This is a genomic window from Enterococcus gallinarum, from assembly GCF_021496385.1.
GTDB classification, from domain to species: Bacteria; Bacillota; Bacilli; order Lactobacillales; family Enterococcaceae; genus Enterococcus_D; species Enterococcus_D gallinarum.
Genome location: NZ_CP050816.1, coordinates 2,385,770 through 2,409,449, shown reverse-complemented (window position 1 = coordinate 2,409,449; position 23,680 = coordinate 2,385,770). Strand labels below are relative to the sequence as shown.

19 protein-coding genes are annotated in these 23,680 nt (G+C 40.8%); 16 read left to right on the top strand and 3 right to left on the bottom strand.

Annotated elements, in window-relative coordinates:
* The first annotated feature begins 11 nt into the window (after positions 1-11).
* A complete protein-coding gene (infB, locus tag HED61_RS11890) occupies positions 12-2,678 on the top strand; it encodes a translation initiation factor IF-2 (RefSeq protein ID WP_219645024.1) in 2,667 nt (888 codons plus the stop codon).
* A gap of 28 nt (positions 2,679-2,706) precedes the next feature.
* Positions 2,707-3,057: a 30S ribosome-binding factor RbfA gene (rbfA, locus tag HED61_RS11885; RefSeq protein ID WP_005471299.1), complete on the top strand. Its 351-nt coding sequence runs from the start codon at positions 2,707-2,709 to the stop codon at positions 3,055-3,057.
* Positions 3,058-3,158: 101 nt separating this feature from the next.
* Here the strand turns inward: rbfA and HED61_RS11880 are convergent, their stop codons facing one another.
* Positions 3,159-3,728 (bottom strand): phosphatase PAP2 family protein, encoded by a 570-nt coding sequence (locus HED61_RS11880; RefSeq protein ID WP_219645025.1) that lies wholly within the window; start codon positions 3,726-3,728, stop codon positions 3,159-3,161.
* A 124-nt stretch (positions 3,729-3,852) separates the two neighbouring features.
* On the opposite strand from HED61_RS11880, the gene truB reads away from it, so the two are divergent.
* The 5 genes from truB to iadA all read left to right on the top strand — a co-directional run bounded on the left by truB (position 3,853) and on the right by iadA (position 10,980).
* The gene (gene truB, locus HED61_RS11875; protein WP_219645026.1) at positions 3,853-4,782 is read left to right on the top strand and encodes a tRNA pseudouridine(55) synthase TruB; all 930 of its coding nucleotides are present in this window, start codon (positions 3,853-3,855) and stop codon (positions 4,780-4,782) included.
* 2 nt (positions 4,783-4,784) lie between these two features.
* Positions 4,785-5,720, top strand: coding sequence for a riboflavin biosynthesis protein RibF (ribF, locus tag HED61_RS11870; protein ID WP_103299759.1), 936 nt, complete (start codon positions 4,785-4,787; stop codon positions 5,718-5,720).
* Positions 5,721-6,412: 692 nt separating this feature from the next.
* Complete coding sequence (locus HED61_RS11865) at positions 6,413-7,837, top strand: APC family permease (RefSeq protein WP_003126386.1); 1,425 nt, start codon at positions 6,413-6,415, stop codon at positions 7,835-7,837.
* Between the two features lie 250 nt (positions 7,838-8,087).
* Positions 8,088-9,779, top strand: coding sequence for a putative basic amino acid antiporter YfcC (gene yfcC, locus HED61_RS11860; protein WP_227760841.1), 1,692 nt, complete (start codon positions 8,088-8,090; stop codon positions 9,777-9,779).
* Positions 9,780-9,795: 16 nt separating this feature from the next.
* Positions 9,796-10,980 carry a beta-aspartyl-peptidase gene (gene iadA / locus HED61_RS11855; protein ID WP_003126388.1) on the top strand — a complete coding sequence of 395 codons (1,185 nt, stop codon included), beginning with the start codon at positions 9,796-9,798 and terminating at the stop codon, positions 10,978-10,980.
* Between the two features lie 70 nt (positions 10,981-11,050).
* Here the strand turns inward: iadA and HED61_RS11850 are convergent, their stop codons facing one another.
* Positions 11,051-11,869 carry an aldo/keto reductase gene (locus tag HED61_RS11850; RefSeq protein ID WP_029486755.1) on the bottom strand — a complete coding sequence of 273 codons (819 nt, stop codon included), beginning with the start codon at positions 11,867-11,869 and terminating at the stop codon, positions 11,051-11,053.
* 187 nt (positions 11,870-12,056) lie between these two features.
* Here HED61_RS11850 and HED61_RS11845 point away from each other — a divergent pair, with 187 nt between their 5' ends.
* The gene (locus HED61_RS11845; protein WP_029486756.1) at positions 12,057-12,707 is read left to right on the top strand and encodes a hypothetical protein; all 651 of its coding nucleotides are present in this window, start codon (positions 12,057-12,059) and stop codon (positions 12,705-12,707) included.
* 217 nt (positions 12,708-12,924) lie between these two features.
* Here the strand turns inward: HED61_RS11845 and HED61_RS11840 are convergent, their stop codons facing one another.
* Complete coding sequence (locus HED61_RS11840) at positions 12,925-14,118, bottom strand: AraC family transcriptional regulator (RefSeq protein WP_219645027.1); 1,194 nt, start codon at positions 14,116-14,118, stop codon at positions 12,925-12,927.
* A gap of 165 nt (positions 14,119-14,283) precedes the next feature.
* On the opposite strand from HED61_RS11840, the gene HED61_RS11835 reads away from it, so the two are divergent.
* The 8 genes from HED61_RS11835 (at position 14,284) to HED61_RS11800 (ending at position 23,295) form a co-directional block, all read left to right on the top strand.
* Entirely contained in the window at positions 14,284-15,450 is a 1,167-nt protein-coding gene (locus HED61_RS11835; protein WP_234981392.1) for a beta-galactosidase, read from the top strand.
* Positions 15,443-15,739 (top strand): DUF5597 domain-containing protein, encoded by a 297-nt coding sequence (locus HED61_RS11830; protein WP_234981391.1) that lies wholly within the window; start codon positions 15,443-15,445, stop codon positions 15,737-15,739. Before HED61_RS11835 ends, HED61_RS11830 begins: the two co-directional genes overlap by 8 nt.
* A gap of 175 nt (positions 15,740-15,914) precedes the next feature.
* Positions 15,915-17,081, top strand: a complete 1,167-nt coding sequence (gene hemW, locus HED61_RS11825; protein WP_430993120.1) for a radical SAM family heme chaperone HemW — start codon at positions 15,915-15,917, stop codon at positions 17,079-17,081.
* Positions 17,082-17,272: 191 nt separating this feature from the next.
* Complete coding sequence (gene hrcA / locus HED61_RS11820; RefSeq protein WP_003126395.1) at positions 17,273-18,316, top strand: heat-inducible transcriptional repressor HrcA; 1,044 nt, start codon at positions 17,273-17,275, stop codon at positions 18,314-18,316.
* Positions 18,317-18,350: 34 nt separating this feature from the next.
* Positions 18,351-18,917: a nucleotide exchange factor GrpE gene (gene grpE / locus HED61_RS11815; RefSeq protein WP_003126396.1), complete on the top strand. Its 567-nt coding sequence runs from the start codon at positions 18,351-18,353 to the stop codon at positions 18,915-18,917.
* 36 nt (positions 18,918-18,953) lie between these two features.
* Positions 18,954-20,783 (top strand): molecular chaperone DnaK, encoded by a 1,830-nt coding sequence (gene dnaK, locus HED61_RS11810; protein ID WP_003126397.1) that lies wholly within the window; start codon positions 18,954-18,956, stop codon positions 20,781-20,783.
* 126 nt (positions 20,784-20,909) lie between these two features.
* Complete coding sequence (dnaJ, locus tag HED61_RS11805; protein WP_060813350.1) at positions 20,910-22,076, top strand: molecular chaperone DnaJ; 1,167 nt, start codon at positions 20,910-20,912, stop codon at positions 22,074-22,076.
* Between the two features lie 109 nt (positions 22,077-22,185).
* On the top strand, positions 22,186-23,295 hold the full coding sequence (locus tag HED61_RS11800; protein ID WP_219645029.1) for a glycerol dehydrogenase: 1,110 nt from the start codon (positions 22,186-22,188) through the stop codon (positions 23,293-23,295).
* The last annotated feature ends 385 nt before the right edge of the window (positions 23,296-23,680 follow it).

Here is a 23,680-nt window from a genome sequence, read left to right as displayed (position 1 = left end):
AAGGTGATTGCATGGGAAAAAAAAGAATTTATGAACTTGCAAAAGAATGGAACAAATCGAGCAAAGAGGTTGTTGAAAAAGCACAATCTTTAGGCTTTGATGTGAAAAATCACATGGGCGCGATCTCAGATGGAGAGGCGCAAAAATTGCGGCAGTCATTAGGCGGCAATCCAAATGATCGATCATCAGCAAAACCAACTCCCGCAAATCAGAAACCAGCCAACCAGCCGGAAAAACAAGAGCAAAAGAAATTTAAAACGCAGAGAAATAATCCTAACTTCCAGAACCGACACAATAATCAAGGGCAGCGGAACACGACGAATTCTCGTCCTAATGGTCAAGGACAACCCAACCGCCCAACAAGTCAAAGCAACGGATCAACAAATCAAGGAAGTAATCGACCAAATAACCAAGGAAGTCAAAATCGAGTGAATAACCAAGAAAATCGTAACAATCAAGGACAACAAAATCGTCCAACAAACCAAAATAGAACACAAGGACAACAAAATCGTCCAAATAATCAAACCACAAACAATCGGCAAGGACAGCAAAACCGTCCAACGAATCAATCAAGCAATAAACCCGGACAACAAAACCGTCCTAGCGGTCAAGGGCAACAAAATCGCCCAGCACAGGGACAACAAAATCGTCCGAACCAAGGAAATCAAAGTCAAAATCGCCCAGCACAAGGACAACAAAGTCGTCCAAACCAAGGGGCTAGCAGTCAAGGAACACAAAACCGTCCAGCTGGTGATAACCAAAATCGCGGTGGAAATCAAAACCGTGGTAAGTCAAACTACAACGGACGCAACAATAATTTCAATAACAATAACCGCAACAAGTTTAACAAAAAAGGGAAAAAAGGTCGTCAACAGCAAGAGAAAAAACCACCTGTTCCAGCACGTAAATTCCGTGAATTACCAGAAGTATTGGAATATACAGAAGGCATGAATGTAGCGGATATCGCGAAAAAAATCTATCGTGAACCTGCTGAGATCATCAAGAAGTTGTTTATGATGGGAGTTATGGTCAATCAAAACCAACCATTGGATAAAGATACGATCGAATTGTTAGCAACTGATTACGGTATTGAACCACAAGAAAAAGTTCAAATCGACATCGCGGATATCGATAAATTCTTTGAACCAGAAGAACAAAACAAAGAAAATCTTGTTTCTCGTCCGCCGGTAGTTACCATCATGGGACACGTTGACCACGGGAAAACAACGTTATTAGACACATTGCGCCATTCTCGTGTGACAAGCGGAGAAGCTGGTGGGATCACGCAGCATATCGGTGCTTATCAAATCGATATCGATGGCAAACCAATTACTTTCTTGGATACTCCTGGACACGCGGCCTTCACAAGTATGCGGGCACGGGGAGCAAGTATCACTGATATTACGATTTTAGTTGTAGCAGCAGATGACGGTGTAATGCCACAAACTGTCGAAGCAATCAACCATGCTAAAGCAGCAAAAGTACCAATCATCGTTGCGGTTAACAAAATCGATAAACCAGGTGCGAACCCGCAACATGTCATGCAAGAATTAAGTGAATATGAATTGATTCCAGAAGCCTGGGGTGGCGATACCATCTTTGTAGAAATCTCTGCTAAATTTGGTCAAAATATTGAAGAATTGCTGGAAATGATTTTACTTGTTGCTGAAGTAGAAGATTTGAAAGCAGATCCATCACAACGGGCGATCGGTACAGTGATCGAAGCTCGTCTGGATAAAGGAAAAGGTCCGGTTGCTACCTTATTGGTACAACAAGGAACGTTACATGTAGGTGATCCTATCGTCGTCGGGAACACATTCGGTCGAGTTCGTGTGATGACCAACGATTTAGGCCGTCGGGACAAAACAGCGGGACCAGCTACACCAGTTGAAATTACCGGATTGAATGATGTGCCGCAAGCGGGTGATCGATTCGTTACATTTGAAGACGAAAAGACAGCTCGTGCAGCAGGGGAAGAACGCGCGAAACGCGCCGTGATGGAACAACGCGCTTCCAGCAGCCGGGTAACGCTTGACAATCTGTTTGAAAGCCTAAAAGAAGGCGAATTAAAAGAAGTCAATGTAATCATTAAAGCGGATGTTCAAGGTTCTGCTGAAGCGTTGGGTGCTTCATTGAAGAAAATCGATGTAGAAGGCGTTCGGGTCAATATTGTCCATTCAGCAGTTGGAGCAGTCAATGAAAGTGACGTGACACTTGCAGCAGCAAGTAACGCGATCATTATTGGTTTCAATGTGCGGCCAACTCCGCAAGCTAAACAACAAGCCGAAGCCGAAGAAGTCGATATTCGTTTACACCGAATCATTTACAAAGCTATCGAAGAAATCGAAACAGCGATGAAAGGGATGCTTGATCCTGAATTTGAGGAAAAAATCACTGGTCAAATGATCGTTCGTGAAACCTACAAAGTTTCTAAAGTTGGTACGATCGCCGGTTGTTATGTAACGGAAGGCAGCATTCGCCGTGACAGCGGTGTGCGGGTAATCCGTGACGGCATCGTGATCTATGAAGGAAAATTAGCTAGTTTGAAACGTTTCAAAGATGACGTGAAAGAAGTAAAACTAGGCTTTGAATGTGGTGCCATGATCGAGAAATTCAATGATGTCAAAGTAGACGATGTGATTGAAGGCTACGTAATGGAAGAAGTACCAATGAATTAAGACACTAGTTATCAGGGAGGTTTTTTGAATGGCTAATTATCGTGACCGTAGAGTTGCCCAAGAAATCTTAAAAGAAGTGAATCAAATACTTCGTAAGAAAGTCCGTGATCCTCGTGTTCAAGATGTTACCATCACAGATGTTCGCGTGACAGGGGACTTGCAGCAAGCAACGATTTTCTACAGCACTTTGAGTGATCTTGCATCTGAAAAGCAAAAAGCACAAGCCGGATTAGAGAAAGCAACAGGGTTGGTCCGTCGTGAATTGGGACAGGCACTGTCATTATATAAAGTTCCGGAGTTGCAATTTGAACTAGATGAATCTGTTCAATATGGAAATAAGATCGATGAAATGATTCGCGATTTGCATAAAGGCGAATAAAGAATCACATAAAAAAAGGCCGCGTATATGCGGTCTTTTTTTATTACTGAGAGGTGAGGCTATTCTATAATGATCAAACAGATACTGTGCAAGGCCAAAAATCATAACAAAATGGTGATCAATGCAGCAACTGCTAATCCTAAAAACCACCCACCGATAACATCTGTCAAAAAATGGATCCCTAAATAAACGCGACTGAACCCAATCATAAAACTGAGCAGGACCGCAAGAATGCTCATGGGCAGAACAGCAGGTGGCAAAAGAAAAGCCATATTCATCGCTGCAGTTCCATAAAGTGCGGCAGAAGTAGCAGCATGGACACTAGGGAAGCTGTGGTCTTTTTCTTCGACTAACCGATGATCGTTTGGTCGTTCTCTGCGGACGATCCGTTTAATCAGATAAGCGAATGCAGAGACAAGTAAGACACTCGCTGCTGCTTTCGGCGCTAGGATAGTTTGTGTAGCTGGAAAAACATAAAGCAATAACAATAAGATGATCGTGGGCAATGCTTTACCGAAATTTGTAAAAAAGAGCATCATCCGTGTTAAAGCAGGTGTTCGGCTCTTGATAACAAATAAAGCCAGTGCCTCCTCTTGTTGTTGCAGCGTACCACGTTGAACCAAATATAAAAAAAGTATGAAACCAATCAATGAACAAACGAATACAATCATGTGGCACCTCCTTATAATATAAGTGTATCATGAACGAATATCATTCTGAAAGACTTTAAGACCATACTAAGTTTTTTTAGAATATGGTATAATGGTCAAGTTGAAAAAGAAGCGGAGGGATACTATGGATGGAATTTTGCCATTATGGAAAGAACGTGGTCAAACCAGTCACGACTGTGTCTTTAAACTACGAAAAATTTTACATACAAAAAAAGTCGGACACAGTGGAACCCTAGATCCTGATGTAGACGGTGTATTGCCGATCTGCATTGGCAAAGGAACCAAAGTCGTGGAATACTTGGTGGATTCCGGAAAGATATATACAGGAGAAATCACGCTAGGTTTTTCCACAACGACCGAAGACCGTTCGGGTGAAGTTGTTGAAAGGACGCCTTTAGCAAAACCTTTTACTACAGCAGAAGTCGATCGTGCAATGGCAAGTTTGACTGGTGAAATTACCCAAATTCCGCCAATGTATTCCGCAGTTAAAGTCAATGGGAAACGTTTGTATGAATATGCCCGGGCAAATGAAGAAGTGCAGCGTCCAAAACGGCGAGCTTTGATTCATTCATTTAAGCGGATCAGCGATCCAATCTTTGATGAGACAAGTGGCACCCAATCGTGGCGGTTTCAAGTAAGCTGTGGGAAAGGAACGTATGTCCGTACGTTAGCCGTCGATACGGGTGCTGCTTTGGGAGTAGCCTCTCATATGTCTGACTTGACACGGTTAGCAAGCGGCGGCTTTACCAAAGATCAATCTGTTACGCTTGCAGAAGTTCGTGAAGCAATGGAATCAGGGCGAATCAATGAGTTGCTGCAGCCCATTGAATATGGGGTAAGCGGGTTTCCCAAAATTGCAATTGATGAGAAGTTGTGGCAGAATGTCAAGAATGGCATGCCCTTGCCATATCGTAGTTTTGGTCTTCAAGAACCTCCTGCAACACCTGTGGCATTGTTTTATCAAGATAAAGTCGTTAGTATCTATATGCCGCATCAAAGGAAACAGGGGCTATTAAAACCTGCGAAAGTTATTCGTACAGAAATAGGAGAGTAAGAATGGAAATTATCGAGCTACGTCATCCATATAATAAAGATGTCATTCCATCAGAACCTGTCGTTTTGGTTCTAGGCTTTTTTGACGGTGTGCATCTAGGTCATCAAAAAGTTATTGAAACAGGAAAAGCAGCAGCAAAAGAAAAAGGATTGAAGCTGGCATTGATGACATTCAACCAGCATCCATCTATTGTCTTTCAAAAAGTGGATCCTGAGGCAATGCAATATCTAACCAGCTTATCACAAAAAGAAGCCCATATGGCTGATTTAGGAGTCGACTATCTTTACGAAGTGGATTTCACTTCAGCTTTTGCAAATTTAGCGCCGCAAGTCTTTGTCGATCAATACATGGTAGGTTTACATGCGGAAGTGGTCGTGGCTGGATTCGATTATACCTATGGAAAGAAAGAGACAGCAAACATGGCACTTTTACCTTCTTATGCCCAAGGCCGTTTTGAAGTGATTACCGTTCCCAAGGAAACTTTGGCAGGGGAGAAAGTCAGCTCAACAAGAATCCGCGCCGCTTTGCAGAACGGAGAAATGGCAGAAGCCAATCGACTGTTAGGTTATCCTTATGAGTTTGAAGGAACTGTCGTACATGGCGATGCCAGGGGACGCGAACTTGGCTTTCCGACAGCGAATATTAAAGTCAAAAGTACAGTGCGCCTGCCAAAAGAAGGTGTCTATGTTACCGAGCTTAAAGTAGGTGATCGCTGGTATCCGTCTATGGGATCGATTGGTCATAATGATACCTTTGGTCAAGGCCGACAATTAACAGTGGAGATCTATATTTTAGATTTCCATCAAGATATCTATGGAGAGACTGTTGCGATTCGCTGGCACCACTTTTTGAGAGATCAAGTTGCTTTTAGTGGCGCAGAAGCCTTGATTGAACAACTGCAACAAGACGAGATTGATACTAGGAAATACTTCGAATAAATAAGAGCTACCTTTAGTACTCGTAAAAAATCTTAAGAGGATCGGAAAGTGTCAATCAAACTGATCTAATTAAGATTTTTTGTTATTTTAAATAATAGTTAAAAGAGTTTTATGACGAATGTTATCGTTTTTATTGTAGTCTAGACAAAATATAAGTTGGTTTTTTTCTATTACTGTTCACTTTGTTTAGCGGGATGAGTGGTGTAAGGGGATATCTTGCGTGAATAAAATTATTTTTCTAATCATTAATAGTTAAAAGTCTGAAAAATTCCAAAATTCTGTTTTATCTTTTTTCTAAAAAATTTGTTTAGGTGCTAATTTCCAGTAAAGGAACGGAACGCAATAGAAGTTATTTTAATCTAAATAATGGTTTTTATCTCGTTATTTATATATCGCTTAACCCATTGTTAAAAAACGATGAAAATTGTTATTATTTTCTCTTGACCAAAATAATTTTGGGGTTTATTCTAAAATGAGGTGATGACTGAAACGAAATGAATGGTCAAAAAAAATGATATTCTATTCAATTTCTGGTCAATGTTAATGACAGTTATCGAGAAGTTCGTTAGAAGTGAAAAAGCGTTGTGGACAGCTCATTCGACTTACAAATAAACTTTGCTCGATACATGGAAATCATGATCATTCGAGAATTCGGTTCGATCACTGAAATCATATGTTTAAAGGAGAAAGTAATGAACGAGAAACAATTGCGCTGGTATAATATTGCGCTAATGGCGTTTGTCTCTGTTTGGGGACTCGGGAATGTAGTGAACAACTATGCACAACAGGGATTGACTGTTGTTGTATCTTGGATCTTGATCATGGCATTATACTTTGTTCCCTACGCATTGAGTGTAGGTCAACTAGGATCAACGTTCAAGGAATCAAGCGGTGGTGTATCCTCTTGGATCAAAGAAACTTCAACCAAACGATTGGCCTTTTTCGCTGCTTGGACTTACTGGGTCGTTCACGTCCCATATCTCGCACAAAAACCACAAGGGATCCTGGTATCATTGAGTTGGTTATTTAAAGGAAACGGCTCTTTCGTATCGACTGTCGGATCAATGGAAGTCTCATTAATTTGTTTAGCTATTTTTCTTTTCTTTTTATGGATCGCATCTAAAGGATTGACTACATTGAAGATGATCGGTAATATTGCCGGAACAGCGATGTTTGTCATGTCGATCTTATTTATTATTTTAGCAGTAACAGCACCAGCGATGACTGGAGCTCAAGTAGCAACACCAAATATGACAACTGTTTCAACTTATATTCCTAAATTCGATTTTACTTACTTAACGACGATTTCGATGCTGGTGTTTGCGGTAGGTGGCTGTGAAAAAATTTCGCCTTACGTTAATAACACGAAAAACCCTGCCAAGGAATTTCCTAAAGGAATGATCTTTTTAGCTGGAATGGTCGCTTTATGTGCGTTACTAGGATCAATCGCAATGGGGATGCTGTTCGATGCAAACAATATTCCTAAAGATTTGATGGTAAATGGCGCTTATGAAGCATTCCAACGTCTTGGCAATTTCTATGGGATTGGCAATACATTTGTGATTCTTTATTCGATCGCCAATGCATTAGCGCAAATTTCAGCATTAGCATTTTCTATTGATGCGCCGTTGAAAATTTTGCTTTCTGATGCAGATCCAGAATTTGTACCAAATGGTTTGGCAAAATTGAACAAAAAAGGTACACCGATCAATGGATATATCATGACAGGGATCTTAGTCAGCATCTTGATCATCATTCCTGCGTTAGGTATCGGAAATATGACTGAATTGTATCGCTGGTTGTTGAACTTGAATTCGGTTGTGATGCCATTACGTTACTTATGGGTATTTGTAGCCTTCATGCTGATCAATAAACAAGCCCATCGATTCTCATCAGATTATAAGTTTGTTAAAAATACAAAACTAGGCTTTGGTATTGGTTTGTGGTGTTTCTTATTTACAGCATTTGCTTGTATCTTAGGGATGGTACCAAAATTAGATTATGCTGCTGATCCAAAAGCTTGGTTGTTCCAATTGTCATTGAATATCATCACACCGATCATCTTTATCTTGATTGGACTGATTTTACCAATGATCGCAAAACGTGTGAATAAATAGAAGATGCATCACCTAAAAGTCTTCAAGATATTTTACTGTCTTGAAGACTTTTTCTTGTCTATTACTTGTTTGGTACATCAGTGTTCTCCTAGCTTATTTCGCTAGAATTTACAACAAATTCTAATGGTTTCCCAATGAGTAAAGGGCAAAATTCCGCTATACTAAAAAAGATGGAAAATGATAATTTATGCAGTCAATGTATAAGGTGAAAGGGAGAAAATTGGTGAAAAAGAAAAAAGATTTAACAAAAATGAAAACGCCACACACGTATGTGATCATTTTTGGCGTAGTGCTGGTAGCATGGGTATTGACATTTCTGATTCCTGCCGGAAAATTCAGTACGGAAGAGATTGAATATGTTGATGCAAATGGTGAAGTGAGCACGCGAACGGTTTTGAAACAAGATTCATTCCGTTATGCGTATCCGCTTAATACCGATTTTGTCTTCGAGCAGTTAGAGAATTTAGAAGAAAATCCAGCAGAGCTAGAAGAATTGGGTGTCGATCAAGCAGCACTGCAAAGTGTGCTAGACGAAGGGGAGTCGAAACTTGATCAAGAAAAGCTCGATGAGCTCTCCCTAACGGATGATGTTCTTTATGAGTTATATGGAGATAAAATCTATGATACATCAGAAAAACTTCATAAGACAGCAAAGGTTTGGGGAACAGATGATTTTGGCGGTTTTGGTTTCTTGAACTTTGTGTTTGAAGGATTGGTTTCAGGAGATAAATATGGTTCCGCTGTGGGGATCGCTGCGTTGATCTTAGTAGTCGGTGGCGCATTTGGGATCATTATGAAGACCGGAGCGATTGATGCTGGGATTTTTGCCTTTATCAGTAAGACACGAGGATTAGAACGATTGGCTTTACCGCTTTTATTCTTTGCTTTTTCATTTGGAGGAGCAACTTTTGGGATGGCGGAAGAAGTAATTCCTTTTTCTATGGTCATGGTGCCATTTGTGATCGCACTTGGGTATGATTCGATCGTGGCGGTAACGGTCACCTATGTGGCCTCGCAAATCGGGAATGCAACTTCTTGGATGAGTCCGTTTAGTGTGGCGGTTGCGCAAGGGATCGCGGGTATCCCAGTTCTTTCAGGGGCAACTTTCCGAATTATCATGTGGGTAGTCATTACTGGCTTATCAGCTGCATATTTGATGGTGTATGCAGAACGTATTCGTAAGAATCCGGAGAAATCATTGACTTACAAATCGGATGCCTATTTCCGCGACCATATCCAGAAGACATCTGATGAAAACAAGCCGTTTCTTTTGGGGCATAAACTGATTTTGCTTGAAATGCTGGCAGTTTTGATTTGGATCGTCTGGGGAGTAACACAAAAAGGGTACTATATTCCAGAAATTGCTTCACAGTTCTTCGTGATGGGCTTAGGTGCAGGCCTGATTGCTGTGATCTTTAAGTTAGAAGACATGGGCTTGAACGATGTAGCAAGTGCTTTTCAATCAGGTGCAGCTGATTTGGCCGGAACAGCGATTGTTGTTGGGATGGCAAAAGGAATCCTGCTTGTTCTAGGTGGTTCTGATGCCAATGTGCCTTCAGCGTTGAATACGATCCTACACAGCATCGGCGGATTGCTAAGCGGTGTGCCAGCCTTTATCGGTGCTTGGTTCATGTATATTTTCCAAAGCTTATTTAATTTAGTTGTTACTTCGAACTCAGGTCAAGCAGCATTGACAATGCCGATCATGGCGCCATTAGCTGATCTTGTGGGTGTCTCCAGACAGATCGCCGTTTTAGCTTATCAATTAGGTTCCGGATTCATGGATGCATTCACTCCAGTATCTGCCAGTTTGATCGGTGTGCTTGGCGTTGCCCGAATCGAATGGGCAAAATGGGCGAAGTTCCAAATTAAAATGCAAGGATTTCTGTTTGTGTTAGGTACGATCTTTATCTTTATCGCTGTAGCGATTGGTCTGCAATAAGAGGGGAGCTGCGAGAATGAAACTTATTCGTCAAGCGGAAGTTTATGCACCAGAATATTTAGGAAAGAAAGATATTTTAGTGATCAATGACAAAATTGTTGCCATCGAAGATCAAATCAGTGGCGGCTTTGATCAACTAACTGTCGAAGAAATCGATGGTTCTTCATTGATTGCGACACCCGGATTCATCGATTGCCATTTCCATATCTTAGGTGGTGGCGGGGAAGGGGGCTACCAGAACCGAACGCCTGAAGTAACCCTTAGCCAGCTGACAACTGCTGGAGTCACAACGGTTGTCGGCTGTTTAGGAACCGATGGTGTTGGGCGTGATATGGTGGCATTGATCAGCAAAGCCAAAGGTTTAGAAGCGGAAGGAATCTCGACTTATGTCTATGACGGTTCGTATCGATTGCCTCTTGATCCAGTGACGGATTCATTGATCAAGGACTTTTTGACGATCGACAAAGTGATTGGCATTGGTGAAATTGCGGTCTCAGATCACCGTTCTTCACAACCTAGTTTTGAAGAATTTACTCGTGCTGTAGCAGATGCTCGAGTAGGGGGCATGCTCTCAGGAAAAGCAGGGATCATCAATGTGCATTTAGGTGGTGGCAAGCGACAATACGAACTCTTGCTACAAACTGTGGAGGAGACTGAGATCCCTATTAGTCAATTTTTACCGACTCATGCAAATCGGACAAGTGAGTTGTTTGAAGCAAGTATCGCTTTTGCTAAAATGGGCGGTACCATCGATTTTACCGCAAGTGAAGATCCTGATTTTTGGGAAAGAGAAGATGATGAAGTTCGCTTTAGTAAAGGGCTAAAACGTTTGTTAGACGAAGGTATCGGGTTGGATCAATTCACCATGACATCGGATGGTCAAGGAAGTCTGCCTTACTTTGATGAAAACAATCAATTCATTGGGCTTGGGGTAGGCAGTTCCCGAGCTTTAATGGTAGGAATCAAAGAAGCTGTACAAGTAGAACAGATTCCTTTGGAGATTGCATTGCGTGCAATTACTTCTAATCCAGCAAAGATTTTGAAGTTGGCTCAAAAAGGCCGGATCGCTCCTGGAATGGATGCCGATCTTTGCCTGTTGAATCAAGATACGCTAGATGTTGAAACGGTGATCGCTAAAGGAAAAGTGATGGTCGATAAAAAAGACGTGAAAGTCTGGGGAACCTTTGAACAATTAGTATAAAACAACCGTAAAAAGGCTCACCTGCAAGTTGATCATTTTGCAGGTGAGCGATTTTTTGCGTTAGGGACGTTTAGAGTTGATCTAAAAAGGCCATATCTTCATCGGAAATGGTAAAATCAACTTTTGCATTATCCAAAATATATTCTTCGTGAACGGATTTTGGCAATGGTAAAATGTCCTTTTGCAATAGATAACGAATAGATAATTGAGGGATCGAGCGTTGATAGTTCTCGGCAATTTTCTTGATGTCGGCATTATCCAGCAAGCGACCAGTCGCGATTGGTGAATAACCTTCCACTAAAAGGTCGTTGTCTTTACAGAATTGCAGCAACTCTTCATTTGTTTTTCCAATATGATAAATGATTTGATTGACCATTGGTTTCACATCGCAATGGTCAAAAATATTTTGCAGGTCATCTTGGTCAAAATTGGAAACACCAATCGATTTGATCAAACCACTTTGATACGCTTCTTCCAGTGCTTTCCAGACATCAATGTTTTCTTCGAAATATTTTTTTTGCTCCGGATTATCCCGCATGATTTTCCAAGGTCGTGGAGCATGGATCAAAACAAGATCGATATACTCAGTGTCAAGCTCTGCCATTGAGCGTTTGATGCTATCGACAGCTTCTTGAAAAGACTTCAGTTCAGCAGGAATTTTTGTCGTAACGAATATCTCTTCTCGAGGAACACCAGAATCTCGGAGGGCTTTGCCCACAGCCGCTTCGTTTTTATAGGCAGCAGCAGTATCCACATGACGATAGCCGTTTTCAAGAGCAAATTTTGTCGCATGATAGGCATCTTCCGGAGAGGACTGCCAAGTGCCCAATCCGATCTTAGGTATTTTGATTTGATTCTTCAGTGTGAATGTTTCATTCAGTAGACTCATAGTTTCCCAACTTTCTATTTTTTTTAAAAGCGTTTTCCTATCTATTACTTTAACCCGAGTAGCCTATAAGAAGTCAAGAAAAATGATTCTATTTAAATAAAAAAACGATCACTCGAGAGATAAATTGACATTTTCACAAGATATTGATAAATTGAACCAAATAATCTTTACAGAAAGTGGGACGATCATGAATTTTGTAAAAGATGACTTTGCCTATTATCGGCGATCTTTTGAACAAATGTATCGCAGTTATTTCCAACGAAGAATGATTGTTGTTGGAATCGCTCTTTTGATTATTTGTGCTTACCTAGCGCTGATCCAAGAGGGATTTCTACTAAATTTGTTTTTGATTGCTGTTTTGCTCGTGTTGTTTGCTTGGCTTTATCTACGTTGGCAAGAAGTCGATCAAATAATTGCTGAATTTGAACAAGAAAATAGCGAACCGATCATTTATCAAATCGTAGAATTTGAAGATTATTATGCTGCCAAAAATAAAAACGGGCAGCAAGTGCGAATCAAGAAAAACGGCAATCGGAATTTTCCGTCTGCTAATAAAACGTACACGTTGATGGCAGGATTCAAAAAAGCATTTTTCCCTAAACAACCTCTTTTTATCTTTTACTATGATATGTTGGAGAATACTTATGATGAAGCCTATCGCATTAGAAGAAATGGACAAACTACTTTTAGCAAATGGTCCCGTTACTTTAGTTTCCGCTCGTTTCGTGCCTCCATTGGAAATGGCTTCCGCTTTATTTTAGGTAACCTGTTTTTCTTGTTTTTGATCTATCGATTGATTCGTTATCTGATTTCGCTCTTGCGGATGTTTATTCAATGATAGGAAAACGTATAGCCTGAAGAGCTTTTTTTCTCACTATAGCATGCGAAGGTCAGACCTAGTTAAATAAGTCGTTGTTATCAAAAAAATTACTGTGAGCAGTAGTTAACCCAAAACATGAGTCTTTTAAGGAGTGGAGAAATCCACTCCTTTTTTTATGGAGGACAGAAAAAGACGGTTAACAACCTTGTTTAGAGAGAGTTTATAAGTTGATCCATCAACTGTCAGTTGAACAAAAGACACTTGAGAAATAGTTTTTGCGATATTCTTTAGGAGAAATGATCGCAAATTGCTTGAATACTTGGATAAAGTGGCTTTGATTCGAAAAATGAAGCAATGCAGCTATTTCTTTATAGCTATAATCAGTAAACAATAACAAATGCTTTGCTTCCGCTACTTTCTGCTGATTGATATAGGTGTGGATCGTTTGGCCTACATGTTTTTTGAATTCTGTGCTCAGATGGGTGGGGTGTTTTTCAGTAAATTCAGCCAAATTGTTTAATGTAATTTTATCGTAAATATGCGTATCAATGTAATTGATGAGACTTCTGATCAAAAAACTTTTCTGGGTAGGAAATGCATGAATCAACCTCATGAAATGATAAGTACTTTCCTGAATATGGGTCAAACATTCCTGAACGTCATAAATATTTTGTAGTTTTTGGAGTAGTGTATCGGATAACCCATAGGCTTGACTCACCGGAACGCCTTCATTGATACTGACCCGAGTTAGAATGGTAATCAATCCTGAATACTTGTATTTCAAACTTTCTAGCTTGTTGTTTGCTAGTTCGACGCTGTAGGTGCTGCTCATTTTATGGAATAGCCAAAGAATTTTTTCGGGTTGATTTCGGCGTACAGCCTCTACGTAACGTTTCTCAAATTCAAACGAGTCCAAATAAGGATCCTCTAACCGTCGTTGATAAAGATTTTCTTCTAATAGGGTGGACGTATTGGAATTTGCTTGTTTCTCTGGAACGCTCCAACGAAACTTGTTGGCATCAGGGATGGCTCCTTTTAGGATCGTGTAAAACAATTCAACGAAAGCGACAAAAGATTCTCGACTTTCTTTCGAGTAATGGACCCCAGCAATGTAATCATATCCTTGAAAAGGAAATGATCTTTTGTTAGTACCTAATATCCCGCAAGGTCCAATCAGCACATTGCCAATTGAAGAATCTGGTAGATCACAAGTAAAGCTGCTGAAAAAAAAGTCATCTCCTTCAAAAAACGTCACCACATCCAATTCAGTCGATTGGCTGGTAAGGAAAAAATGTTCCGCCACTTGTTTATCAGTTATGAAGGAATTACGAGGAATCACCACTTGCTGTTTTTCATCGAAGATAAATAAAGGAATCAAATATTTATCGTAGAGTTTTTTCACAATTGATTCTAGTGCTGCTCGATTCATCAAAAACCTCATTTCTGTTTTTTTAGTATGAATTCTCTTTTTTTAGTATACCTTATTTTAGAAGATTCCTATAATAGAATTACGACTAAAAACGCTTGCAACTACCTGAGAGGGATAGTCGATCAAAACGTGACTATCTGTCTGAGAAGAAAAAGGAGGACAATGATGAAACAACGACAGCATTCTCAAAAATTGATACTAGGAGGAGAAGTCCATAACTCCACTGCTTCATCTATCGCTTACATGGAGGAAAAAGTATGGGACAAGATTGACAAAGTTGCGATCAATACCCTTTTGATACCTATTTATTGGGAGCTGATCGAACCACAGCCTAATCAGTTTGATTTTTCATTAATTGATTCCCATTTGGAAAATGCCGCTGAGAAGAAAATCGATGTGATTTTTTTGTGGTTTGGCCTTTGGAAGAATGGCTTATCCACGTATGTTCCTGAATGGATCAAAACGGATCCCAAATATTTTCGCATAGAGGATAGCGACGGAAACAAGATGAATAGTTATAGTCCGCTATGTCAAGATGTGATAGCACAGGCTCATTCAGCCTTTGCCGCCATCTGCGACTACTTGGGAAGCCATCCTTTGCGGGCCTTTATCAGAATGGTGCAGATTGAAAACGAGATTGGTAGTCTTGGCACTAGTCGTGATCATTCGTCAGCAGCAGAAAAAGTCTATCAGATGGCGTTGCCGCAAGAAATCAGAAACCTCTATCCCGGAGCTAAACAATGGTCAGAAGTCCCCTTTTGGGATGAAGTGTTTATGGCATATCATTATGCCGCAGCAATCCAAGACTATGCAAAGATTGCAAGAAAACGTTTAGCGTTGCCGTTATTTACGAATGTATGGCTCAAAAAGCCAGACAGGCGGCCGGGAGAATATCCTAGTGGTGGCGCTGTATCCACCACTTGGCAAGTTTGGAAAGTTATTGCCTCTCAGTTGGATTTTATTGCCCCAGATATTTACGAAGAAGAAATCAAACCGATCATCGCGGAATACGGAAATGATCAGCCATTGTTAATTCCGGAAACCCGAATTGACAAAAGATATATTTCGAATCTATTTTATGCTTTTGGTCAAGGAGCAATCGGCTATTCACCTTTTGGTATCGAAGATCTTCTAACGGATGATACTAGTCAGGATTACCGCTTTTTATCCCAGTTAGGATTAGCGAAAGACGCCTTTGATTCTTCCGATACACTGCCTCATTTAAACCAAGGATATCGAATCATCACCGCCCTTGAGCCACTGTTGCAAGATCAGGAAGCTCAAATCTTCTCATTTAAAAAAAGAAGGGGCTCAGAACCAAATTGTGTATGAAAATGGACAGGATCGCTGGGCAGTCAAATTATTTTCTCGAGACAAAATGATCAATTCCGCAGGTCTGATCATTAAACACAAAGAATATTACTATCTCACCGGTGCTAATTTCGCATTGGATCTGCAAGCGCAGCAGGGTTCTAATCCTTTAGGTATCCTTTCTTTAGAAGAGGGGGTTCTACAAGATGGGCAATGGCGGACAAATCGTCGCCTGAATGGGGATGAAGCCTATTTCCCATTTATCGGTGAAGATTTTAAAATTTTGCGCATGCGATTGTATTCTTATTAACGGATAGCAGTGAGATCTGCTTCTAACTACTTTTAATGCAGAGGCGTTTCGAGATAATCTTACTTATGATAGAATGGGGAGCGGATATACCTCGGATCAGGTTCATTTGCTGCGAGCCGTATTTGTGCAGTTGAACGTTGATTTGATCTCTGAAAGGAATAAAAATATGCAAACCATGAATAAGATTCCAATCAATACACTTCCCACCAGTACTTCTGCCTATATTCACATCCCATTCTGTGAACATATTTGCTATTACTGTGACTTTAATAAAGTTTTTTTAGAAGGGCAACCGGTTGATGAATACATCGAGTGTTTGCTGAAAGAAATCGCTCTAACGGTGAGAAAACAACCAATCACTACTTGTGAGACGATTTATATTGGCGGCGGAACGCCGACTTCCCTTTCGGCTGCGCAGCTAGACCGTCTGATTACGGGCATACATGAATTACTGCCCACGCAAACGACCAAAGAATTTACGGTAGAGGCCAATCCTGGGGATTTAACGGAAGATAAATTGCTAGTTTTGAAAAATCTGGGCATTGATCGGTTGTCGATGGGGGTGCAGACTTTTGATAACCGCTTGTTAAAGAAAATCGGCCGCAAGCACACGGCAGAGGATGTCTATCAAACGATTCGGTTGTTAGATAAACATGATTTTCAAAATATTACGATCGATCTGATTTATGCTTTACCTGGACAAACGATGGAAAGTTTTCGAGATACGCTAACACGAGCGATTGATTTGGGTTTGCCTCACTATGCTATGTATTCACTGATTTTAGAGAACAAAACGATGTTCATGAATTGGGTTAGGCAAGGGAAAATGGAGTTGCCTTCTCAGGAATCTGAGACACAAATGTTTGAAGAAGCCATCACTGCAATGGCTAAAGCTGGCTTATCGCAATATGAGATCAGTAATTTTGCCCGGCCAGGATATGAGTCTAAGCACAATCTTGTTTATTGGAATAATGAACATTATTACGGATTTGGCGCAGGAGCGAGTGGTTATATCGGACAGACGAGATACAAAAACTTTGGACCGATCCAGCACTATCTGCGTCCATTGAGGGAAGATCAACTGCCGATCCATGAAACAGAATCGTTAACGACCAGCAATCAAATGGAAGAAGAAATGTTTCTTGGATTACGGAAGAAACAAGGTGTATCGAAAACAGCCTTTTCAAATAAATTTGCCTGTTCTTTTGATTCGATCTATGGCAATGTCGTTGAAGAACTTTCTAAAAATGGCTGGTTAGTCTCAGAAGGAGACCGCGTTTATTTAACAAAGTCTGGGATGTTTATCGGCAATGATGTATTTGAAAAATTTTTATTAAGTTAAGAATAACCAAGAAGATCGAGCTGTTTTCGATCTTCTTTTTTTGGAGTTAATTGACAATGAAGTGGATTAGCACTCTCTCTATAAGAGTGCTAAAAATCTGTGTCAAATTCTTGACATTCGTAGGAAATATGGTATATTAATAATCGTGTTAGCACTTAATGTGAAAGAGTGCTAACGGAGGAGTGGATAAGATGTTGACACAACGACAACAAACTATTTTACACCTCATCATCCAAAATTATACGGATACTGGTCAGCCTACGGGCTCCAAACGATTGATGGAGGATGGGGTTGAAGCAAGTTCGGCTACCATCCGCAATGAGATGAAGGCCTTAGAAGAAGCGGGTCTCTTATTGAAGACACATTCCTCTTCTGGACGTGTTCCTTCAATGGCCGGCTACCGCTATTACGTTGATCACTTATTAAGACCATCAAAAGTCAATCAAAATGAGATCAAAGCAATTCGCCATTCCTTGGGGAAAGAATTTCATGAAATCAATGAAATCATTCAGCAATCTGCTACGATCCTATCCAACCTTACGAGCTATACCGCATTATCGTTAGGACCGGATGTCAAAGAACGGAAATTAACTGGCTTTCGGATCGTACCTTTGAATGCCCGACAAATTATTGCTATCATTGTTACGGATAAAGGCAATGTTGAAAATCAGATTTTTTCATTACCTTCATCGATGGATAGCAGCGACTTAGAAAAGATGGTTCGGATTATCAATGAAAAATTAGTGGGTGAACCGCTCATGACGGTCTATCATCGATTGCGAACAGAGATTCCGATGATTTTGCACAAGTATTTTCAAACAACAGAAGGAATCATTGATTTATTCGATGATATGTTGAGTCATCTCTTTGAAGAGAAAATTTACGTCGGCGGACGGATGAATCTATTAGATTTTGAACCAAGTCAAGATGTTCGTCAGTTTAAGTCGATGTACTCTTTCATGAAAAATGCAGAAGAACTCACACAATTATTGGCACCGAGAGACTCCACGATTCAGATCCGCATTGGTCAGGAACTAGGGAATGAATTACTCCAAAATATGAGTTTGATTCAAGCAAGCTATGACATTGAAGGTCATGGCCAAGGGACGATTGCTTTATTAGGTCCTTCTAGTATGCCTTATTCGCGAATGTTTGGACTGATGGATGCCTTTCGTCGAGAATTAGCAATGACATTGGCTGATTACTATCGCACACTAGATGCAAACAGTGAATGATCAAATAAGTGAATTATAGAAGGGATGGTAGCAAGTGTCAGAAAAAGAAGAACAGGTAGAAAAAGATCTTGAGACAACTGAAGAGCCTCTGACAGAACCGTCAGAAGAAGAAATCGATGCAGCTGGTCTATCAGAAGCAGAAGTAGAAAAAAGCGAGATCGACAGTTTAAAAGAAAAAAACAATGAACTAGAAGACCAATTTCTGCGCGCACGGGCCGAAATCGCTAATATTACAGCAAGAAACCGTAATGAACGTGAATTGTTGCAAAAATACCGTTCGCAAGATTTGGGCAAAAAATTATTGCCAGCGATCGATAATTTGGAACGCGCTATGGCAGCAAATGTGGAAGAAGACCAAGCGGCTAACTTGAAAAAAGGTGTCGAAATGGTGTTGGAAAGTTTGCGTCAAGCGTTGAAAGAAGAAGGAATCGAAGAAATTCCTGCTGAAGGAGAAACTTTCGATCCCAATCTTCATCAAGCGGTACAGACCGTACCTGCGACAGAAGATGTGCCTGCGGATACGATCGTCACAGTATTGCAAAAGGGCTATAAGCTGCATGATCGTGTCTTGCGTGCAAGTATGGTTATCGTAGCACAATAAATAAAAGAACGATGAATGAAAAGGAGCGTATTACTTATGAGTAAAATTATCGGTATTGACTTAGGTACAACTAATTCAGCTGTTGCTGTCCTAGAAGGCGGCGAAGCAAAAATCATCACCAATCCAGAAGGAAATCGTACAACACCATCTGTTGTTTCATTTAAAAACGGCGAGATCCAAGTAGGGGAAGTTGCTAAACGTCAAGCAGTTACGAACCCTAACACGATTTCATCAATCAAACGTCATATGGGTGAAGCTGGCTATAAAGTAGAAGTTGAAGGGAAATCATACACTCCTCAAGAAATCTCTGCAATGGTCCTACAATATATCAAAGGATTTGCTGAAGATTATCTAGGAGAAAAAGTAGACAAAGCAGTTATCACTGTTCCTGCTTACTTCAATGATGCACAACGTCAAGCAACAAAAGATGCTGGTAAAATTGCCGGATTAGAAGTAGAACGAATCGTCAACGAACCAACAGCAGCAGCTTTAGCTTATGGATTAGACAAAACAGACAAAGACGAAAAAATCTTAGTCTTCGACCTTGGTGGGGGTACATTTGACGTATCGATCCTTGAATTAGGGGATGGCGTATTCGATGTGTTGTCTACTGCTGGGGACAACAATCTAGGTGGAGATGACTTTGATAACAAGATTATCGATCACATGGTTGCAGAATTCAAAAAAGAAAATGGCATTGATTTAGGTAAAGACAAAATGGCATTGCAACGTCTGAAAGATGCTGCTGAAAAAGCGAAAAAAGACCTTTCAGGTGTGACAAGTACACAAATCAGCTTGCCATTTATTACAGCTGGCGATGCTGGTCCATTGCACTTAGAAATGACATTGACACGGGCAAAATTTGATGAATTAACCGCTGATTTAGTCGAACGGACAAAAGTTCCTGTACGTCAAGCGCTAAAAGATGCTGGTCTTTCACAATCTGAAATCGATGAAGTGATCTTAGTCGGTGGATCAACTCGGATTCCTGCAGTCGTCGAAGCAGTTCGCAAAGAAACCAATAAAGAACCAAACAAATCAGTGAACCCAGATGAAGTAGTAGCAATGGGTGCTGCGATTCAAGGTGGCGTGATCACTGGTGATGTGAAAGATGTCGTTTTACTTGATGTCACACCATTATCATTGGGTATCGAAACAATGGGCGGCGTCTTTACGAAGTTGATCGATCGCAATACGACGATCCCAACAAGCAAATCACAAGTCTTCTCAACAGCTGCAGACAATCAACCTGCTGTAGACATCCATGTCCTACAAGGCGAACGTCCAATGGCTGCTGACAACAAGACATTAGGAAGATTCCAATTAACGGAAATTCCACCAGCACCTCGAGGAATTCCACAAATCGAAGTAACATTTGATATTGATAAAAATGGTATCGTAAATGTATCTGCAAAAGATTTAGGAACTCAAAAAGAACAAAAAATCACGATCAAATCTTCTTCAGGTCTAACCGATGAAGAAATTGAACGGATGGTTAAAGATGCGGAAGCAAATGCGGAAGCAGACAAACAACGTAAAGAAGAAGTTGATTTGCGTAATGATGTCGACGCATTACTATTCACTGTTGACAAAACATTGAAAGAGCTTGAAGGCAAGGTAGATGCCGATGAAGTGAAGAAAGCGGAAGAAGCTCGTGATGAGTTGAAAGCTGCTGTCGATGCAAACAATATCGAAGAAATGAAAACAAAACGCGATGCATTGAATGAAATCGTACAAAACTTGACAGTGAAGTTGTATGAGCAAGCTGCACAACAACAAGCACAAGAAAATCCAGAAGCTGCACAAGGCGGCGCAGACGATGTGGTAGACGCCGATTTTGAAGAAGTAGACGGCGACGATAAATAATCGCTGTTTGTGAAAAAGCCAAAGTCACCACTTTGGCTTTTTCTTATGAATTTCTGAAACGTATTTTTCTGAAGCAAATTATATGCTAAAATACGAGGGACGCAAGAAAATAGTGGAGGGAAGCCAATGGCAGACAAAAGAGATTATTATGAGGTCTTAGGTCTACAAAAAGGGGCTTCGGATGACGAAATAAAAAAAGCATATCGGAAGCTTTCCAAAAAGTATCATCCAGACATCAATAAAGAACCTGATGCAGAAGCAAAATTCAAAGAAATTTCTGAAGCATATGAAATACTGAGCGATCCTCAAAAACGAGCTGCTTACGATCAATATGGTCACGCGGGAACTGATCCGAACTACGGTGGTGGTTATGGCGGCGGCTTTGGCGGCTTTAACGGCGGGGGATTCTCCGGTGGTGGCTTTGGTGGATTTGAAGACATCTTTGAATCATTCTTTGGCGGCGGTGGCAGAACGGCAAATCCAAATGCTCCGCGACAAGGAGCTGATTTGCAATATGCTGTCGATCTTTCTTTCGAAGAAGCGATTTTTGGTGTGGAAAAAAATATTCAGTATAACCGCGAAGAAACCTGTCATACTTGTGGCGGTAATGGCGCAAAACCAGGAACACAACCTGAGACCTGTCATAAATGTCATGGCTCAGGTACGATCAATGTGGAACGTCAAACACCTCTTGGTCGTGTCATGAGTCGTCAAACCTGTGATGTATGTCACGGTACAGGGAAAGAAATCAAAGAACCTTGTACGACTTGTCATGGCACAGGACACGAAAAGAAAAAACATAGCGTCAAAGTCAATGTACCCGCTGGCGTGGAAGATGGCCAACAAATGCGCCTATCCGGTCAAGGAGAAGCTGGCAGCAATGGCGGACCTTATGGAGACCTGTATGTCGTTTTCCGTGTTGAGGAAAGTGATATCTTCGATCGTGATGGATCCGAAATTTATTACGAATTACCATTGAACTTTGTTCAAGCAGCTTTAGGTGACGAGGTCAATGTTCCGACTGTTCACGGAAATGTCAAATTGAAGATTCCTGCTGGTACCCAGACGGGCACGAATTTCCGTCTAAGAGGCAAAGGTGCACCAAAATTACGTGGCAATGGCAATGGTGACCAACAAGTCAAAGTTAAGTTGATCACACCAAAGAATTTGAATGAAGAACAAAAAGAAGCGTTACGGGCTTATGCAAAAGCAAGCGGCCATGTAACCAACGAGCAACAACCCGAAGGATTTTTTGATAAAATGAAAGATGCTTTTGGTGGTAAGAAAAAATAATAAGCGGAGCCTGAAGAAAACCACTTTTTCAGGCTGCGCTTTTACTAGTTTTTGTGAAATTTTTAACAAAGTCGGGAATTGGTATAAAAAACTGAAAGTAGGAGAGTTCATGGAAAAAATATTTGTTAGTCCGCAACGCTACATTCAAGGAGAAAACGTATTAAAAAAAGGCTTGCACTATATTAGCTCATTAGGAGATAAATTATTACTAATAACCGATCCATTTGTTTGGAGGATTGCTGGCGAAGAACTGGCAAGTGATTTAGCCCATCTAGGAATCGAAGTAACCTTAGCAAATTTCAGCGGTGAATCCTCCAATGCAGAAATCAGACGTATTGCAAAAGAAGCAGAAAGAGCAGAAGTGGCAGCAGTTGTTGCTCTTGGTGGCGGAAAGGTGATCGATACCGGTAAAGCAGTGGCCCATCAATTGAAGCGAGCGGTTGCTGTCGTACCAACAGTTGCCTCAACAGATGCCCCTACCTCCTCCATCTCGGTTCTTTATTCGGAAGAAGGGAAGTTTGAACAGTATAGTTATTATCCGAAGAATCCAGAACTGGTCTTGGTTGATACAACTCTGTTAGCCAAGGCACCTGCAAAATTATTAACTTTCGGCATCGCCGATGGATTGGCGACGTATGTTGAAGCCAGAGCAGTAGCTAAAAGCAGCGCTCAGAATCTCGTAGGAGGCCGGCCGACTTTAGCAGCTCTGGCAATTGCTGAGAAATGTGAAGCAGTGCTGTTTGCCAATGGGGTCGCTGCCTATAAAGCCAATCAGCAGCAACAGGTAACAGCCGCTTTCGATCAAGTAGTGGAGGCGAATACACTTTTGAGCGGACTAGGATTTGAAAGTGGAGGACTAGCAGCAGCTCATGCGATCCATAATGGGTTGACAGCCGCTACTGGGAAGTTCCACCAACTTTCTCACGGAGAAAAAATTGCCTATACGACGTTGATGCAATTGCTGTTGGAACAAGATACAAACGAGTTGGAACGTTATATTGTTTTATATCAAGCTCTGGGGTTACCAACAACGTTAGCAGAAATGCAGATGGACTCACTTAGCGATCAGGAATTACTAGCAATCGGTATTCAAGCCACTATCCCTAATGAAACGATCCATCGAATGCCCTTTAAGATCACAGCAGAAGAGGTAGCAAATGCGTTTCAGGCTGTCGATGCATATGTCACCAAAAATTTTTCACAAAGAAAAAAAGATTGACTTCTATTTTTTCCCATGCTATTTTGTTTACAAGCTTAAAAAGGAGGGGACATAGACATGACAAACAACAACTTTGCATTGGTATGTTGTTGTATGGTGCTAAAAAGCAGCATACTGATTTGTCATGCCTATTAATCGTTCCCTCATCTGGATAAATCACTCTAAGAGTCTCTTTCGTTGGGAAAGAAGAGTCCTAGAGTCATTCTCTAAGAGGTACTGATTGAATAGTCAGTGCCTCTTTTTGTTTGCTTTGATTTACCTTGCAAAGATCTGTAAACAAAGACAGATCATGCCTTTTTAAGCAGGTGATCACCTAGGAATGACCAATTGTAAAACGCAGTGCCTCTGATTTGCTGCAGCACTTTAGCGGACTGACAACAAAAAT

Excerpts from the sequence above, each read along its gene's own strand:
- HED61_RS11850 (WP_029486755.1), bottom strand. The coding sequence starts at position 11,869 with ATGAGTCTACTGAATGAAACATTCACACTGAAGAATCAAATCAAAATA.
- hemW (WP_430993120.1), top strand. The coding sequence starts at position 15,915 with ATGAATAAGATTCCAATCAATACACTTCCCACCAGTACTTCTGCCTAT.
- HED61_RS11845 (WP_029486756.1), top strand. The coding sequence starts at position 12,057 with ATGAATTTTGTAAAAGATGACTTTGCCTATTATCGGCGATCTTTTGAA.
- truB (WP_219645026.1), top strand. The coding sequence starts at position 3,853 with ATGGATGGAATTTTGCCATTATGGAAAGAACGTGGTCAAACCAGTCAC.
- iadA (WP_003126388.1), top strand. The coding sequence starts at position 9,796 with ATGAAACTTATTCGTCAAGCGGAAGTTTATGCACCAGAATATTTAGGA.
- rbfA (WP_005471299.1), top strand. The coding sequence starts at position 2,707 with ATGGCTAATTATCGTGACCGTAGAGTTGCCCAAGAAATCTTAAAAGAA.
- yfcC (WP_227760841.1), top strand. The coding sequence starts at position 8,088 with ATGAAAACGCCACACACGTATGTGATCATTTTTGGCGTAGTGCTGGTA.
- ribF (WP_103299759.1), top strand. The coding sequence starts at position 4,785 with ATGGAAATTATCGAGCTACGTCATCCATATAATAAAGATGTCATTCCA.
- HED61_RS11840 (WP_219645027.1), bottom strand. The coding sequence starts at position 14,118 with ATGAATCGAGCAGCACTAGAATCAATTGTGAAAAAACTCTACGATAAA.
- dnaK (WP_003126397.1), top strand. The coding sequence starts at position 18,954 with ATGAGTAAAATTATCGGTATTGACTTAGGTACAACTAATTCAGCTGTT.
- HED61_RS11800 (WP_219645029.1), top strand. The coding sequence starts at position 22,186 with ATGGAAAAAATATTTGTTAGTCCGCAACGCTACATTCAAGGAGAAAAC.
- HED61_RS11880 (WP_219645025.1), bottom strand. The coding sequence starts at position 3,728 with ATGATTGTATTCGTTTGTTCATTGATTGGTTTCATACTTTTTTTATAT.
- HED61_RS11865 (WP_003126386.1), top strand. The coding sequence starts at position 6,413 with ATGAACGAGAAACAATTGCGCTGGTATAATATTGCGCTAATGGCGTTT.
- dnaJ (WP_060813350.1), top strand. The coding sequence starts at position 20,910 with ATGGCAGACAAAAGAGATTATTATGAGGTCTTAGGTCTACAAAAAGGG.
- infB (WP_219645024.1), top strand. The coding sequence starts at position 12 with ATGGGAAAAAAAAGAATTTATGAACTTGCAAAAGAATGGAACAAATCG.
- HED61_RS11835 (WP_234981392.1), top strand. The coding sequence starts at position 14,284 with ATGAAACAACGACAGCATTCTCAAAAATTGATACTAGGAGGAGAAGTC.
- hrcA (WP_003126395.1), top strand. The coding sequence starts at position 17,273 with ATGTTGACACAACGACAACAAACTATTTTACACCTCATCATCCAAAAT.